This window comes from Thiohalophilus sp. (genome assembly GCF_046483665.1).
GTDB lineage: Bacteria > Pseudomonadota > Gammaproteobacteria > UBA6429 > Thiohalophilaceae > Thiohalophilus.
Map to the genome: position 1 here is coordinate 1 of NZ_JAWOCR010000061.1, position 15,004 is coordinate 15,004.

The 15,004-nt window shown below is 56.9% G+C and carries 14 protein-coding genes; 12 read left to right on the forward strand and 2 right to left on the reverse strand.

Translation table 11 applies throughout. The features are described 5' to 3' along the window. Positions 1-1,499 (reverse strand): TonB-dependent receptor domain-containing protein (locus R6U90_RS12050; protein WP_410352942.1); only part of this gene is annotated, 1,499 nt, incomplete at its 3' end. A gap of 245 nt (positions 1,500-1,744) precedes the next feature. Here R6U90_RS12050 and R6U90_RS12055 point away from each other — a divergent pair. The 4 genes from R6U90_RS12055 (at position 1,745) to sbcB (ending at position 6,376) form a co-directional block, all read left to right on the forward strand. Further along, positions 1,745-2,671, forward strand: coding sequence for an ABC transporter ATP-binding protein (locus R6U90_RS12055; protein ID WP_410352943.1), 927 nt, complete (start codon positions 1,745-1,747; stop codon positions 2,669-2,671). Between the two features lie 133 nt (positions 2,672-2,804). Beyond that, positions 2,805-3,566, forward strand: a complete 762-nt coding sequence (locus R6U90_RS12060; RefSeq protein WP_410352944.1) for an ABC transporter permease — start codon at positions 2,805-2,807, stop codon at positions 3,564-3,566. 269 nt (positions 3,567-3,835) lie between these two features. Further along, positions 3,836-4,786 (forward strand): MBL fold metallo-hydrolase, encoded by a 951-nt coding sequence (locus tag R6U90_RS12065; RefSeq protein ID WP_410352976.1) that lies wholly within the window; start codon positions 3,836-3,838, stop codon positions 4,784-4,786. Between the two features lie 138 nt (positions 4,787-4,924). Further along, positions 4,925-6,376 (forward strand): exodeoxyribonuclease I, encoded by a 1,452-nt coding sequence (gene sbcB, locus R6U90_RS12070; RefSeq protein ID WP_410352945.1) that lies wholly within the window; start codon positions 4,925-4,927, stop codon positions 6,374-6,376. Here sbcB and R6U90_RS12075 read toward each other — a convergent pair whose 3' ends face one another. Beyond that, complete coding sequence (locus R6U90_RS12075) at positions 6,377-7,828, reverse strand: dicarboxylate/amino acid:cation symporter (RefSeq protein WP_410352946.1); 1,452 nt, start codon at positions 7,826-7,828, stop codon at positions 6,377-6,379. Positions 7,829-7,882: 54 nt separating this feature from the next. Between R6U90_RS12075 and R6U90_RS12080 the strand changes: the two genes are divergently transcribed. The 8 genes from R6U90_RS12080 (at position 7,883) to R6U90_RS12115 (ending at position 14,991) form a co-directional block, all read left to right on the forward strand. After that, positions 7,883-8,128 carry a hypothetical protein gene (locus R6U90_RS12080; protein WP_410352947.1) on the forward strand — a complete coding sequence of 82 codons (246 nt, stop codon included), beginning with the start codon at positions 7,883-7,885 and terminating at the stop codon, positions 8,126-8,128. 198 nt (positions 8,129-8,326) lie between these two features. Continuing rightward, positions 8,327-8,926, forward strand: a complete 600-nt coding sequence (gene msrA, locus R6U90_RS12085; protein WP_410352948.1) for a peptide-methionine (S)-S-oxide reductase MsrA — start codon at positions 8,327-8,329, stop codon at positions 8,924-8,926. Positions 8,927-8,974: 48 nt separating this feature from the next. Beyond that, on the forward strand, positions 8,975-9,319 hold the full coding sequence (locus R6U90_RS12090; protein ID WP_410352949.1) for a 5-carboxymethyl-2-hydroxymuconate Delta-isomerase: 345 nt from the start codon (positions 8,975-8,977) through the stop codon (positions 9,317-9,319). Positions 9,320-9,662: 343 nt separating this feature from the next. Next, positions 9,663-10,289, forward strand: a complete 627-nt coding sequence (locus R6U90_RS12095; protein ID WP_410352950.1) for a BMC domain-containing protein — start codon at positions 9,663-9,665, stop codon at positions 10,287-10,289. Further along, positions 10,289-10,849 (forward strand): NUDIX hydrolase, encoded by a 561-nt coding sequence (locus tag R6U90_RS12100; RefSeq protein WP_410352951.1) that lies wholly within the window; start codon positions 10,289-10,291, stop codon positions 10,847-10,849. The genes R6U90_RS12095 and R6U90_RS12100 overlap by 1 nt, the downstream gene beginning before the upstream one ends. Positions 10,850-11,123: 274 nt before the next feature. After that, complete coding sequence (locus R6U90_RS12105) at positions 11,124-12,539, forward strand: form I ribulose bisphosphate carboxylase large subunit (RefSeq protein WP_410352952.1); 1,416 nt, start codon at positions 11,124-11,126, stop codon at positions 12,537-12,539. 63 nt (positions 12,540-12,602) lie between these two features. Next, positions 12,603-12,935, forward strand: a complete 333-nt coding sequence (locus tag R6U90_RS12110) for a ribulose bisphosphate carboxylase small subunit (protein WP_410352977.1) — start codon at positions 12,603-12,605, stop codon at positions 12,933-12,935. An 82-nt stretch (positions 12,936-13,017) separates the two neighbouring features. Beyond that, entirely contained in the window at positions 13,018-14,991 is a 1,974-nt protein-coding gene (locus tag R6U90_RS12115) for a CsoS2 family carboxysome shell protein (protein ID WP_410352953.1), read from the forward strand. The last annotated feature ends 13 nt before the right edge of the window (positions 14,992-15,004 follow it).

Consider the following 15,004-nt stretch of genomic DNA (forward strand, 5'->3'; position numbering starts at 1 on the left):
CGGTAACGGTACTGGCGGGTACGCAGGCCGACTTCGATGCTTTCGCTGTACTGGGGTTCCAGTCCCGGTCGAAAGCCGCTGCCGTCGGGGTTGGCAAATTCGGTAAAGGTGGGCGTCTCGTAACTGGTGGCGAACTGGCCGAAGGCGTTCCAGTTCGGATTTAACGCATGACTGTAGCCCAGGCTGTAATGGGTTTCGCGATACAGGCGCTCGCCCGAATTGTCGATACCGTCCGGTTGCAGTTGATCATCGATAGCCAGTTTCAGGCGATCATGGCGCAGGCCAATGATCCAGCGACCCTGTTCATTGAGTGCCGGGCCGGCCAGTTGCAGGCCCAGGCCGGTGTTACGCGCCCGCTCGATCTGATCCAGCGCCAGGTCGGTGCTGATCCCGCTGCGGCACAGATAGGGATCGAGATCGGTATTGCGACAAAAGCGCTGGCGATCGTCGCGCTGGGTTTCCAGGCTGAACTGGGTATGCAGGGTGAGTTCGCCCAGCGGGCGCTGATAGTGCAGCGCAGCGCCGAGGATGCGCCGATCGTAACGGATCAGGCTGTCGCCGGGGAAAGGCAATTGTTGCTGAAAGTCGCGTTCGATGAGCCAGCTCTGCACGCGCAGTTGATGATCCGGATCAGCAAAGCGCTGCACCAGTCCCGGTGAGACGATGTTCTGATCCACCCGCTGGCCGGCGTTCATGGCGGCGGCCAGCGATGCGGCCTGTTCAGGATCGTCTTGCCATTCCTCATAGGTAAGCCCGCCGGGATCTTCAGCCAGTGGGTTGTGCAGGTGATTGAGGATCCCAAACCACTCGCGATTGCCCTGCCGGTGATTCAGTTGCAGGCTGGCATTGCGCCGCTCGACCTCGCTCTGATCGCGGTAACCGTCCTGTTGTAACTGGGTGGCTGCCAGCCGGTAAGCCAGTGCCTCGTGCCGGGCGGCGAAGGCGCCGTGGACCCGGCGCAGGCCAAAGCCCCCGGCCTGGGCATCGAGGCGGGCGTGAGCCGCGCGGTGGGGATGAATACTGCGGTAATCAAGCAAACCGCCACTGCCGTTGCCGTGCAAGACCGCGTTGGCTCCGCGCAGGACTTCCACGCTGTCGATGGAACCGGGGTCGATGGCGTCGATCTGGGCCTGGCCATCTACCGTGGTCAGAGGAATGCCATCCAGCCGTACCCGCACCCCCCGGACACCAAACGGCGCACGGGCGCCAAAGCCGCGGATCGAGACGCGTGGATTCTGTGCAAAGTTATCCCGATTCTGGACCAGTACTCCCGGGGCCAGGCTCAAAGCGTCGGTCGGTTGCAGGGGCGCACGGCCTGCGCGAATATCTTCCTGATCGATCAACGTCACGCCCCCCGGCGCCTCCTGCCAGCGGGTTTCGATCAACGGCGCGGTGATGCGGATGGTATCCGGCTCGCCACTGTCCTGCGCGATAAGCAGCGCGGGGCAGCCCCAGCCGGTGGCAAGCAGTATGAACAGGGTCAGCGATCTCGACATCATCAGTATAAAGGGATAAAGCCCGGGAACAGTGGAGCAGCGTAGCAAGACCGGCGCGGGGCAGCCAGCGGGAAAGGTCAAAAACGCTAAATTGTGCGGGCAGCAGCATTACGAAATACCGGGTTTTGTTTTTGTCGGCGTGTCCGCAGGGGGATGGAAACCGTTATATCGGCAAGCGGATATGGTACGGCTGTCGCAATGAGTGGCGATAGCTTTTAAGATGATTATCCACTTGTACGGATCATCCCATGTCGCCCATCGTCTCTATCAACAACCTGTCCAAGATCTACGCCAACGGGTTCCATGCGCTGAAGCAGGTCAGCCTGGATATCCAGCCAGGCGAAATACTGGCTTTGCTCGGTCCCAATGGGGCAGGCAAGACCACGTTGATCTCGATTATCTGTGGCATCGTCACGCCCGGCTCGGGCTCGGTGACAGTGGACGGGTATGACATCCGCCGGGATTATCGCCAGACCCGCGGCCGCATCGGCCTGGTGCCCCAGGAGCTGAGCCTGGGCGCCTTCGAGAAGGTATGGCACACCATGACCTTCAGCCGCGGGCTGTTCGGCAAGCCACCCAACCCGGGCTATATCGAACAGGTGCTCAGGGACCTGAGCCTGTGGGAAAAGCGTAATAACATGCTGATGACACTCTCCGGCGGTATGAAGCGCCGGGTGCTGATCGGCAAGGCGCTGGCCCATGAGCCGAAAGTGCTGTTCCTGGACGAACCGAGTGCCGGGGTGGATGTGAAACTGCGCCAGGAGATGTGGCAGCTGGTCCACCGGCTGCGCGCTTCGGGGGTGACCATCATTCTGACTACCCACTATATCGAAGAGGCTGAAGCGATTGCCGATCGTGTCGGCGTGATCAATAACGGCGAACTGCTGGTCGTGGACGACAAGCAGACCCTGATGCACAAGCTGGGCAAGCGTCAACTTGTGATCGAGCTGGAAACCCCGCTGCAGACGCTACCGGAGACGTTGCAGGAGTGGCCGCTGGAGTTATCGCAAAGCGGCGAGCAGATGACCTATACCTATGATCCGCATCGTACCCATACCCGAATCCATGAATTGTTGCAGGCAGTCTGTGATGCGGGCCTGGTGATCAAGGATGTACAGACTACCCAGACCTCGCTGGAGGAAATCTTCGTCAATCTGGTGAAGGACGCAGCGTGAGAAGAAATAGTTGGCGGTTTGCAGTTTGCAGATGACAGTCAGAAGTGGAATCCTGGATCAGGCAAAGCCGAACCATCGGTATCAACAATTCGGATGTGTAGTGAGAGACAATGACAGTCTGTGAGAGAAACGAATGAATTATTACGCCATACGAGTGATCTTCAAACATGAAATGCGTCGCGCTTTCGAGACCGTGGCGCAGAGCTTCGCCTCGCCGGTGCTGACCACGGTGCTTTATTTCGTGGTGTTTGGCTCAGCGATTGGCTCGCGTATCGAGTCAGTGGGTGGCGTGGGATACGGTTCATTCATCGTGCCCGGCTTGATGATGCTGGCGATTCTGACCCAGAGCCTGGCCAATGCCTCGTTCGGCATCTTCTTTCCCAAGTTTACCGGGGCCATCTATGAACTGCATTCAGCGCCCGTGTCATTTATGGAAATCGTCATCGGTTATGTGGGCGCCGCGGCGAGCAAATCACTGATCATCGGGTTGATCATTCTGGCCACGGCGGGTTTTTTTGTCGATATTCATGTAGCTCATCCGTTCTGGATGCTCGGGTTTTTGATTCTTACCTGTATCTCGTTCAGCCTGTTCGGTTTCATTATCGGCCTGTGGGCGACGGACTTCGAAAAGTTGCAGTTGATCCCCCTGCTGGTGGTCACGCCACTGGTGTTTCTTGGTGGCACTTTCTACTCCATCGACATGCTTCCACCCGTCTGGCAGACCGTGACGCTGTTTAATCCCGTGGTCTATCTGATCAGCGGTTTTCGCTGGAGCTTCTACGAGATTGCCGATGTCAGCGTGGTACTGAGCGTGGGGATGGTGCTGGGTTTCCTGATACTGTGCCTGGCAATTATCTGGTGGATGTTCAGGAGCGGGTATCGTTTAAAGCAGTAACGAGGTACCCGGTGGGAATGACGAGGTTGCTCTCTTTTGCCTGCGGGGGTAAATCAGATTGTCTGGCCGGTTTCCTCCCGCAGAGGGTACAGGAGAAATCAGAAATCCGCAGAGGGATATCTGGAGGGACTGGACCGGGTTTCGCCGGTGTGACGGGGCAGACTCATTTGATGGATTCCGGTTATTTGAACTCACCGCTTTTGCCGCTAGACTCTGACTCAGCTGATTAGCCTGCGGAATCTATCATGTTGCGAAGTAATTTCCGGTCAATGCTTGTTTTGTTGAGTTTTGTTACCCCTTTCCTTCTCGCGCCGGCCATGGCCGGGACAGTCCAGATAACGCCGCTGGGCAGTCACGACGGGGAGTTTTGCAGCCGGGACCGGGCGTTGATTTTCGAGGACCCGGATGGCACACGGTTGTTGTATGACGCCGGGCGCACCGTGGCCGGTGCGGAAGATGAACGTCTGGGCCGAATTGATGTGGTGCTGGTTTCGCATCTGCATGGCGATCATGTGGGTAACGAGCATATTCGCCAGCGTAACGCCGGCAGTTGTGCTCAACCCGAGACGCCGGTAAATGTATTGCCCAATACCAATAGCGTGAATATCGCGCTGGACAAAAACGCGAGCATCATCACCGGCAGCGAAATGCCCAAGTTTTTTGCCAGCAAACTCCGGACGCTCGGCGGGGATCCCGGTGCGTCGAAACTGGTGCGTTTCGGCGCATCGATCAGGACCGCCGGGGTGACGATCACCACGGTGCCGGCAGTGCACTCCAACGGGATAGCAGGCGCCATGATCGGCGGGGAACTGGGACAGATGCTGGAGGCGGCCGGGCTGACAGCGTATGCCGGGCCGCCGACCGGCTATGTGCTGACTTTCTCTAACGGTCTGGTGGTGTATCTGTCCGGGGATACCGGTATTACGGCCGAGCAAAAGTCGGTAGTACGCAATCACTATGGTGCGAAGCTGGCGGTAATGAACATCGGCGACACCTATACCACCGGGCCCGGCGAGGCGGCCTACGTGGTGAATGAGCTGGTCAAACCCCGCGCAGTGATTGCTTCCCACGCTAACGAGGCGGCGACCCGGCAGGGCAAGGTGATTCCCGGCACGCGTACGGCAACTTTTATCAAGACGAGCAACGTGCCGGTTCATCTGCCATTAAGTGGCCGTACCATGGAATTCGATCGCAACGGGCAGTGTGTTTCGGGTTGTTGATCCTGCCAGCGCAAGCGCGTTGCTCCGGGTCCTCACAGGCCCGGGCAGATTTCGAAACCTGCCGGGTGCGCTGCGCCGGAGTCGTCCTCGCAAGGCCTGTATGGTAGGGTGCGCTCAGCATACAGTTAAGGCAGTTCCATGACCCAAAATACCCTCTACTGGCACGATTACGAAACCTTTGGCACGGATCCCCGCCGGGATAGGCCGGTGCAATTCGCCGGGGTGCGTACCGATGAAGATCTCAATATCATTGGCGAGCCGCTCAATATCATGGCCCGACCCGCGCCGGATAATCTTCCCCATCCCATGTCGACTCTGATTACCGGCATTACCCCGCAGCAGGCCTTGGAGCAAGGATTGCCCGAGACTGAATTTATCAGTCGTATCCTGGCGGAACTGTCGCAACCGGGGACCTGCGGCGTGGGTTACAACTCGATCCGTTTCGATGATGAAGTCACGCGTAACACGCTGTATCGCAATCTGTATGATCCTTACGGTCGGGAGTGGCAGAACAGCAACTCCCGCTGGGATCTGATCGATGTGGTGCGTGCCTGTCACGATCTGCGCCCGGAGGGAATCAACTGGCCGCAGCGCGAAGATGCCGATCGACCCAGCTACAAACTCGACGAGCTGAGCGTGGCCAACGGGATCGAGCATGGTCAGGCGCATGACGCGCTGGCCGATGTCTATGCCACGCTGGGTATCGCACGGTTGCTCAAACAGAATCAACCGAATCTGTTTGATTTCTTCTATCAGATGCGGCGCAAGCAGGAAGTGCTCAAGTATATTGATCTCAAGGATATGACGCCGATCCTGCATACCTCCGGTATGTATGGCAGTGATCACGGCAATACCCGCATGGTCGTGCCGATTGCCGCCCATCCGACCAACAAGAACAGTATTATCGTTTTTGATCTGGGCCAGGATCCGTCGTTACTGCTGGATCACAGCGCCAAAACCCTGGTCGAACGGCTGTATACCCCCAACGAGGACTTGCCCGATGGGGTAGAACGTCCGGCCTTGAAGCAGCTGTTGATCAACAAGTGTCCGGTGATTGCACCAACTTCAACGCTGACCGGCGAGGCTGCCAAACGGCTCAATATCGATATCATGAAATCCAGACAGCATCGCCAGACCCTGCTCAACCAGCGCAAGACCATTCAGCAAAAACTGGCCAGGATATTCGAGCAGCGCCCCTTCGAGCCGGTGGAGGATCCTGACCTGATGATCTATGCCGGCGGATTTTTCGATGACAAGGACAAGGCGCTGATGCAGCGAATTCATGACACCTCCCCCGAAGAACTGGGTACGCAAACCTGGAGCTTTGCCGACAAACGCCTGCCGGAAATGCTGTTCCGTTACCGGGCGCGTAATTATCCCGAAACATTGACTGCCGACGAGCAGGCCCAGTGGCTGGAGCATTGCCAGGCACGCTTGATTAAAGGTGAGTCGGGCCACCTGACGTTCCAGGACTTCTTCGGAGAGATCGAACAGCTGCGCACGGAAATGGCTGGCGATAACCACAAGGCCGGCCTGCTTGACGAGGTGGAAAGTTTCGGCCAGCAACTGCAGGGTTACCTGCAAAGCTGATCATGGTTTGATGACGACATCTTCGGCCGATTCGCGGCGTTGCTGCTCGGTCTCTTCCTGCAATTGCACTTCTTCCTGGCGGGACTGACGCGCCGGCATATAACGATCCATTACCACGCAGGCGACCAGGTCGCCGGTGACGTTAAGACTGGTACGAAAACGCTCCAGGAACCGGTCCACACCGATGATCAGTGCCAGGCCGGTCAGGGGCACGCCCACGCTGCCGAGAAGCGTCGCCAGCACGATGATACCCACTCCCGGTACGGCTGGTGTACCAATGGAGGCCCCCACCGCAGTGACAACCAGCACCACCAGAGCACTCAGGGGCAGTTCGATCTGAAACATCTGTGCCATGAAAATGGTGGCCAGTCCCTGGTAGAGCGCCGTACCGCCCATGTTGATCGTGGCGCCCAGCGGTATGATGAACTGCGCGATAGAAGGGCGCACCTTGAGTTCCTCCTCGGCGCTTTTGACCGTTATGGGCATGGTCGCCGCTGAACTGTCGGTAGAGAAGGCCAGCAGAAACGGTTCGCGAATAGCGGCCATAAAATGCCAGCTGTTGCGTCGCGCAACAAGCAGGACAATCAGCAGATAAAACCCGAGTAAGATAGCCATGCCCAGCACCACGGCGCCGGAATAGACGCCCAGACCGGTGATTACCTGGGGACCGGCCTTGATCATGGCCTGGGCGAGCAGACCGAACACTGCCAGTGGCGCCATGGTCATCACCGCACCGACGATTGCCATAGATACTGACTGGATGGAGCCGAACAATTCCATTAACGGACGTGCCGACCCGGGTGACAGGCTCAATAGCCCGATGCCAATAACGATGGCAAAAATGACGATCTGCAGCATCTCCCCCTCGACGATGGCGCCCATCGGATTGGTGGGGAGCAACCCGGTAACTTTTTCCGGAGCAGTCTGCAGATTCAGCGGGGTTTCCTGCCGGGTGAATTCGTCGACCTGCTGTTCCAGCGATTCGGTCTGAACTGTTGCTGTCGGCGCACCGCCGAGCAGGGACTGGGCATCGACATACGCCCCGGGTTTTAGAAACAGACCAAGACTGATGCCGATGATTACCGCGGCAATGGTGGTGATAATAAAGTAAATGCCCAGCCACAGACCGGTGGACTTGAGTTGCTGAATGTCGCTGGCAGCGGCGATGCCTCGCACGATGGAAGCCAGGATCAGTGGCACCACGATCATCTGGATGAAAGCCAGAAAGATCTTGCCCGGCAGCGCCAGCCATTCGCCCAGGGTGATGGCGATCTCTTTATCAACCCAGCCTGTTTCTGGACTCAATAGAATGCCGGTGATAATGCCGAGTATCAGGGCGACCAGAACCTGCAACCAGAGCCGGTTGCGAATCAGGCGCGAGACAGAACTGGTCAGATACTTGATGTTCCGCGGGTGAATCTGTTCCAGGGAAACGACTAGTCCGTTCAGCACATTGGGGCCTCGCTCGTCTTGTTATTTCAAGCTCACACCAGAATTTAGCCTAACATGGGGCAAGGCGGAACGGGACAGGCTGTCTCGCTGAAATGGCACATTCTTGCCAGTGACATGGAAGAGGTAAAGTCACGGCATGATGTCGTCGCGCGGTGCTTCTCTGGCAAAGCGTGGCAGGAGATGGTCAGGCTAACGATGACCGAATCCGATGAGCAGACAGGGACGTTGAGTCTGGCGGTTATTGTCTATGCAAGTGAAGTTTTCGGGTGTGAGCTGCAACGCGTTATAAAACAAGCGTGAACTTCCTGTAGAATAAACAGTCTTCTCATTGTAAGTACCCTGCCCTTTCGGAACGGTGCCGGATAACCGTTACCAGATACTGGAACCGGGTTGGGCGGCGCCTGTTGCGGCGATCTGCCCATTTCGAAATTCGCGCCTCAAAGACGCTCCTGCAGTGTCCGGAAGCTGTTATCTCTCTTTGAAACCTGGAAACCTGCCATGCAAGAGGTGATACCTGTGCATCATAAAATCCTGATATTTTTGTTCGTGACATTATTTCCGTTCTCTTCGACCCTGGCCGATGAGGCGATTTTCGCCGGCGGCTGTTTCTGGTGCATGGAAGCGGATTTTGAGAAGCTCAATGGCGTCTCGGAGGTGATCTCGGGCTTTACCGGGGGCGAGCTCCTGAATCCGACCTACAAGGGCAATCACGAAGGGCATTATGAGGCAGTGCGGGTGATCTATGATCCCGAAGTGGTGAGTTATCAGGATCTACTGGATTATTACTGGATAAACATCGATCCGTTCGATGACCAGGGACAGTTTTGTGATAAGGGAGATTCCTATTTGAGCGCCATCTTTGTTGCCAATGCCAAACAACGACGCCTGGCCGAGACCTCGCGGCAGAAAGTGGTCGAACAGTTCCCGGATAAAAAAGTAGTCACTCCGATTCTGGAGGCGGGTAAGTTCTGGCCGATCAAGGGCAAGGAGAGCTATCATCAGGATTATTACAAGAAGTCGCCGCTGCGCTACAGGTTTTATCGCCTGAGTTGCGGGCGCGACAATCGCCTGGAAGATATCTGGGGGAAGAAGAAATAGCTCCGCTGCCCTGAGCCGGTTAGCGCAACGTCTTGTTCAGGGACCCGTATGCCTCACCTGATTATCGAATACAGCGCGGACTGTATGGGCGAACAACAGGCACAGACCCTGGTCGATGCCGTGTTCGAGGCAACGCGTGATTCCGGCCTGTTCGAGACCGCGAATATCAAAACCCGGGCGATCCCGGTGAATGCCTATCGTCTTGGTGTCGAGGGCCGGGGGTTTATTTGTGTGCGCTGCCGGATGCATGTCGGGCGCAGCCCTGAGCAGAAAAAGCAGTTCTCCGAGGCGCTGGTGTGCGTATTGCGTGAACGGGGACCGGGCGTGGCGGTCATCACCGCCGAGGTGATAGAACTGGACCCGGCCAGCTATGCTCGTTATTATGCCGACTGAAGACGCGCCGCGAATACCCGGACACAATTTTTTAAATAAACGTCTACAGACCCTGTCCGGCTGTGGCATTCCGGGGACAGGCAGGTGGTACCCTGGCAGCGAAAAACAGGGTCGTTGCCCGTAACACGTAGTAATCTGTCAGGATGACGCGATAAACTTTTCCTGTTATATCCTTGAATACAGGTCTCCGCACAATCCATTTATCCCAATTAATTACGCGGATTTAATACATAGATTATCATCTATCTAAAACGTAGATATTATCGATTTGTATTGAAGTAATGGGCTTTTTAAGGTGCTGCCTTATTCTGGCTTTGCAGGGCGGGTAGCGAGTGCTCGGTACATGATCAAACTACGAACCTACGTTTATATTGATTCCCTGCAGCCACAGCTGGCGGAATACATGGCGACCGTGTCGCAGGGGTTTCCTACCTCGCCGGGTAATGCCTGCCTGTGGGTGGAGGTTTCCCCCGGCATGGCGGTGCATCGTCTCACCGATATGGCGCTCAAAGCGACACGCGTACATCTGGCCCAGCAGGTGGTGGAGCGTGCTTATGGCTCAATGGTGATTCACCATCGCGATCACAGCGATGTGGAAGAATCGGGCCGGGTGATACTCAACCATCTGGGCTCGGCCGCGACCGATCCCGAACCGTGCAAGATTGCCTGGCAGGAAACCATCCGCGGCATGACGCCCGATCACACCGTGGTGATCAACCGCCAGGATCGCAAGGGCTCGATGATCCTGCCCGATCAGAGTATGTTCATTCTCGAGACCGATCCGGCCGGTTACATCATTTATGCGGCCAATCAGGCGGAAAAAGCCGCCAATATCACCCTGATCGATGCCCGCGCGGTCGGCGCCTTCGGCCGCCTGACGCTCTCCGGGCGCGAGGCCGATGTGGACGAGGCGGCCGCGGCAGCCATCGCCGCCGTGCAGCATCCATGGAGTTCATGGGGAGGGCGCTGATGCATCGTCAGGAACTGCTGCGATTACTCAAACAACACCAGCCCCGTTTCATGGACGAGGCGGGCTTCGTACGACGCGGGATCGGGTTCGTTGAACAACATCCGGACTGTTTCCAGCGCGAACTGTTACCCACCCATGTGACCGGTTCGGCCTGGGTAGTCAGTCCGGATCGCTCGCACGTACTGATGCTGCATCATCGCAAGCTCGATCAGTGGTTTCAGCCGGGCGGCCATGCTGACGGCGACGCCGATATTCTGCGCGTCGCCCTGCGCGAGACGGCGGAGGAGAGCGGTATCGAGCCATCGCAGGTCGAGTTATTGAGTGAATCGATCTTTGATGTGGATATTCACTGGACCCCCGCCAGGGCGGATGCGCCAGCCCACGAACATATCGATATCCGGTTTCTGGTGCAGATCGACGACAGCTTACCTATTCCCGGTAATGACGAATCGCATGAAATTGGTTGGGTCGCATTGCAGGATGTGCTGCGTTTTAACAACAGTCGTTCGACTTATCGTATGCTGGAGAAAACGCGGCAATTGCGTCACAATTACTACTGAGCACCCACAGGGAGCGGGTGTTATTATTCTGATAATGAAAAGGGAAAGAAAAAGGGAAAAAGAACGGGTATCAAAGGGTGCAGACATCGTTTATTATATGATAGATAGATAAATATCTATCAATAATGCTGGTGCTGTCTATAGTATAGTAATTTATCTATCAGTAGGGAAGAAAATATCGATTTGTATCAAACAAATTGGCTCCCTAAGCTTTGAGTACCCAAACCGAATTTGCAGCGAACTGAAATATCAGCAACCGAAGCAGGAGTAGATCATGGCAGCGAATACCTATCAAGCGGGTGTTAAAGAATACCGCGACAAGTACTGGACCCCGGATTATGTCCCGCTGGATACCGACCTTTTGGCCTGTTTTAAGGTCACCGGCCAGCCTGACGTACCACGTGAGGAGGTTGCCGCTGCCGTGGCTGCCGAGTCATCTACCGGGACCTGGAGTACCGTCTGGTCCGAATTGTTGACCGACCTGGAGTTCTATAAAGGCCGTGCCTATCGCATCGAAGATGTGCCTGGTGATTCCGAGTCCTTTTATACCTTTATTGCCTATCCCATCGATCTGTTCGAGGAAGGTTCTGTCGTCAACGTACTGACCTCCCTGGTGGGTAACGTGTTCGGCTTCAAGGCTCTCAAGCATCTGCGCCTGGAAGATATTCGCTTCCCCATCGCCTACATCAAAACCTGCGGTGGACCGCCGGCCGGTATCCAGGTCGAGCGTGATCGTTTGGCCAAGTATGGTCGTCCGATGCTCGGCGCTACCATCAAGCCGAAGCTGGGCCTGTCTGCCAAGAACTACGGTCGTGCAGTTTACGAATGTCTGCGTGGCGGTCTGGACATGACCAAAGATGACGAGAACGTCAACTCACAGCCGTTCATGCGCTGGCGTGATCGTTTCGAGTTCGTTGGTGAAGCGATTCAGAAGGCCGAGCAGGAGACGGGTGAGCGCAAGGGTCACTACCTGAACGTAACTGCTTCAACACCTGAAGAGATGTACAAGCGTGCCGAGTTTGCCAAGGAAGTTGGTTCGCCAATCATGATGCACGACTTCCTGACCGGCGGCTTCACCGCCAATACCGGTCTGGCTAACTGGTGTCGTGAAAACGGCATGCTGCTGCACATTCACCGTGCCATGCACGCGGTAATCGACCGTCATCCGAAACACGGCATTCACTTCCGCGTCCTGGCCAAGTGTCTGCGACTGTCCGGTGGTGACCATCTGCACACCGGTACCGTCGTAGGTAAGCTGGAAGGTGACCGTAACTCAACTCTCGGTTTTGTTGACCAGCTGCGCGAATCTTTCGTACCGGAAGATCGTTCACGCGGCGTGTTCTTTGATCAGGATTGGGGTTCCCTGCCAGGCGTCTTCGCGGTTGCTTCCGGTGGTATCCACGTCTGGCACATGCCGGCACTGGTTACCATCTTCGGTGATGATTCCATGTTGCAGTTCGGTGGCGGTACACAGGGTCACCCCTGGGGTAACGCAGCCGGTGCCGCGGCCAACCGTGTTGCACTGGAAGCCTCCGTCAAGGCGCGTAACGAAGGTCGTGAAATCGAGAAAGAAGCTCGCGACATTCTGACCGAAGCTGCCAAGACCAGCCCGGAACTGGCCATCGCGATGGAAACCTGGAAAGAGATCAAGTTTGAATTCGAAACCGTGGACAAGCTGGACGTGGGCTAAGCCCCGTCCGTTCACGACGTAGCAAACAGATACCGAATTAATGCGAGGTAAACGATTATGAGCATGTATGAAGCGGGTGATTACCAGACCCAGCACACTCTCGAAACTTTCGGCTTTTTGCCCAAGCTGACCCCTGAAGAGATTCAGCAGCAGATCGCCTACATTCTGGCTAACGGATGGTCACCGGCCATTGAGCACGAGGATCCCCGTCGGGCCACCGATCATTACTGGACGATGTGGAAGCTGCCGTTTTTTGGTGAAACCAACCTGCAGAGCGTACTCGACGAGCTGGAAGCCTGTCGCCGTTCCTATCCGGATCACCATATCCGTCTGCTCGGTTACGACAGCTACTCCCAGACTCAGGGACATTCCTTCGTGGTCTTCGAAGGGCGCTAAACAGCGCAAGTAAAAAAGGGGTGCCCGCCAATATGAGGGCACCCCGACACGAATAACCAGTATCGATGTGACGGGGTTTACGATGGCACAGACTGCACAACACAACACAGCACGCGCGGCTTCCAGGGCACGGCGTGAAGCAATGTCGACCCGGGGCAAAGCCGCGCTGAAGGATACCGACCGTACCCGCAGTGCAGAGGCCCTGCAGACGGCAACGCAGACAGCGCCGGCCGGGCCGGTTGATACCAAAACCGGCAAGACCGAAGGTGACTGTGGTTGTGGTTGCAAGGGCGAAAAAGGTCGCAGTGAAGCCACTGCCGCAACGACACCGCACACCGATACGACGAGCAAACCCAGGGCGACGATCCGCACCCAGGTGCAGCAGCCGCAGATCAAAATGAACAGCAGTCGCGCAGCATCACTGGCGCGTCGCCATGCCATGTCCCAGCGCGGCAAGGCCGGGCTCAGTGGCAATGGCCTGAGCGAAGCGCAAACCGCGCGTGCGGCCAATCCGAAACTGACCGGACGTGAACTGGCCAAGAAGGTACGTGCCGATCGTTGCCGTAACGGTAATACCTGCAAGAAAAAATCGGAGCCTGTCGGTCGTACGCGGCCGAACAAAACCGCAGCCAGTCATGACACCGGCGCGGCGAGCGATGCGCCCTGGAAAGTAGGCCAGAGTCAGACCGGTCATGGTCAGACTCTGACCGGCACTATCGTGGGCCGCAGTTCACGGGTAACGGGTAACGAACCGGGCACCTGCAAGAACGTGACCGGCGTGGAATATATCGGTGCCGATCAGACCGAGGCGTTCTGCAGCACCTCAAGCACAGGTGGGCCGAGCAAGATCACTACCTCGCAAACTGCCAGGGGCAAGCAGGTTAGTGGTAACAATGTTGGGCATTCCTCGAACGTCACGGGTGATGAATACGGTGCCGGGCGGGAACTGACCGGCAGCCAGTACATGGAAAAGGGTAACGGCAAGTCACCGAGAAAAGTGGGCACCAGTCATACCCTGCGCGGCGGAAGCCTGACCGGTACCCAGATCGGTCGTTCAGAGCGGGTCACCGGCGATGAGCCGGGTACTTGCAAGTCGGTTACCGGTGACGATTATGTTGGCCAGGAGCAATATCAGGGTTTTTGTGGCAAAGCACCGAAACCGCAGGATAAAAAGGTAGGTTTCACCCAGACATTCCACGGCAGGGCAGTCTCCGGCACGATGACCGGTCGTTCCACTCGCATGACCGGCGATGAACCGGGCACCTGCAAGTCAGTGACCGGAACGCCCTATGCCGGACTGGAGCAGTTCAGCAAGTATTGCGAGCCGAAAGAGGCCGCTCAGGGGACAGTCCGTTATCGCCCGGAGCGTAGCACCCCCGGTTCGGTAATGACCGGCACCCAGCCGGGCCTTAATGGCCAGTTAACCGGCGCCAGCAAAGGTATCTGTGAGCCTGTGAGCGGCACTCCGTATGTGGGAGCGGACCAGTTTGCCGAAGCCTGTCCTTCAGTACCGGCCGAACCGGGCAGCCCCGATTTTCCCCAGCAACTGGCTGAGACGCCGTGGGGCAAGTTCAGTGTGCAGAGTCCGGTGCATGCCAGTCAGGGTGACGAGCATTATGATGTGACCGGCAACCGCTATGAACAGGGCAAGATCACCGGCCCGTTTGGCATGGCCGGCGGCAAGGTAACCGGTACCGAGGAAGCCCGTTTTGGCCGGGGAGGGAACGCGGAACCGATGAACGCGCCGATACCTGAAACAGCTGAACAGGTAGAGGGTCGCGTCAAGTCCCGGATCAGTGGAGAAGGTATTGATGTTGGTCTTAAGATTACCGGTGACGACTGGGATCGCGGTGACCGGGTTACCGGCACTGAAGGCATGACGGCCAGTAAACGCAATCCGACCCGTCAGGGAAGCCGTGCGACAGGTGCCATGCAGATGAAACCGGAGATGAAACGGAACGAGAACGTCCCCGAGCCAGTTAGTCCGGTGACCGGTGGCAGTGGTAATACTGACAAAGGTTCATTAATTACCTATTCCGGAGGTGCCCGGGGTTAATTACCCGGTGGAG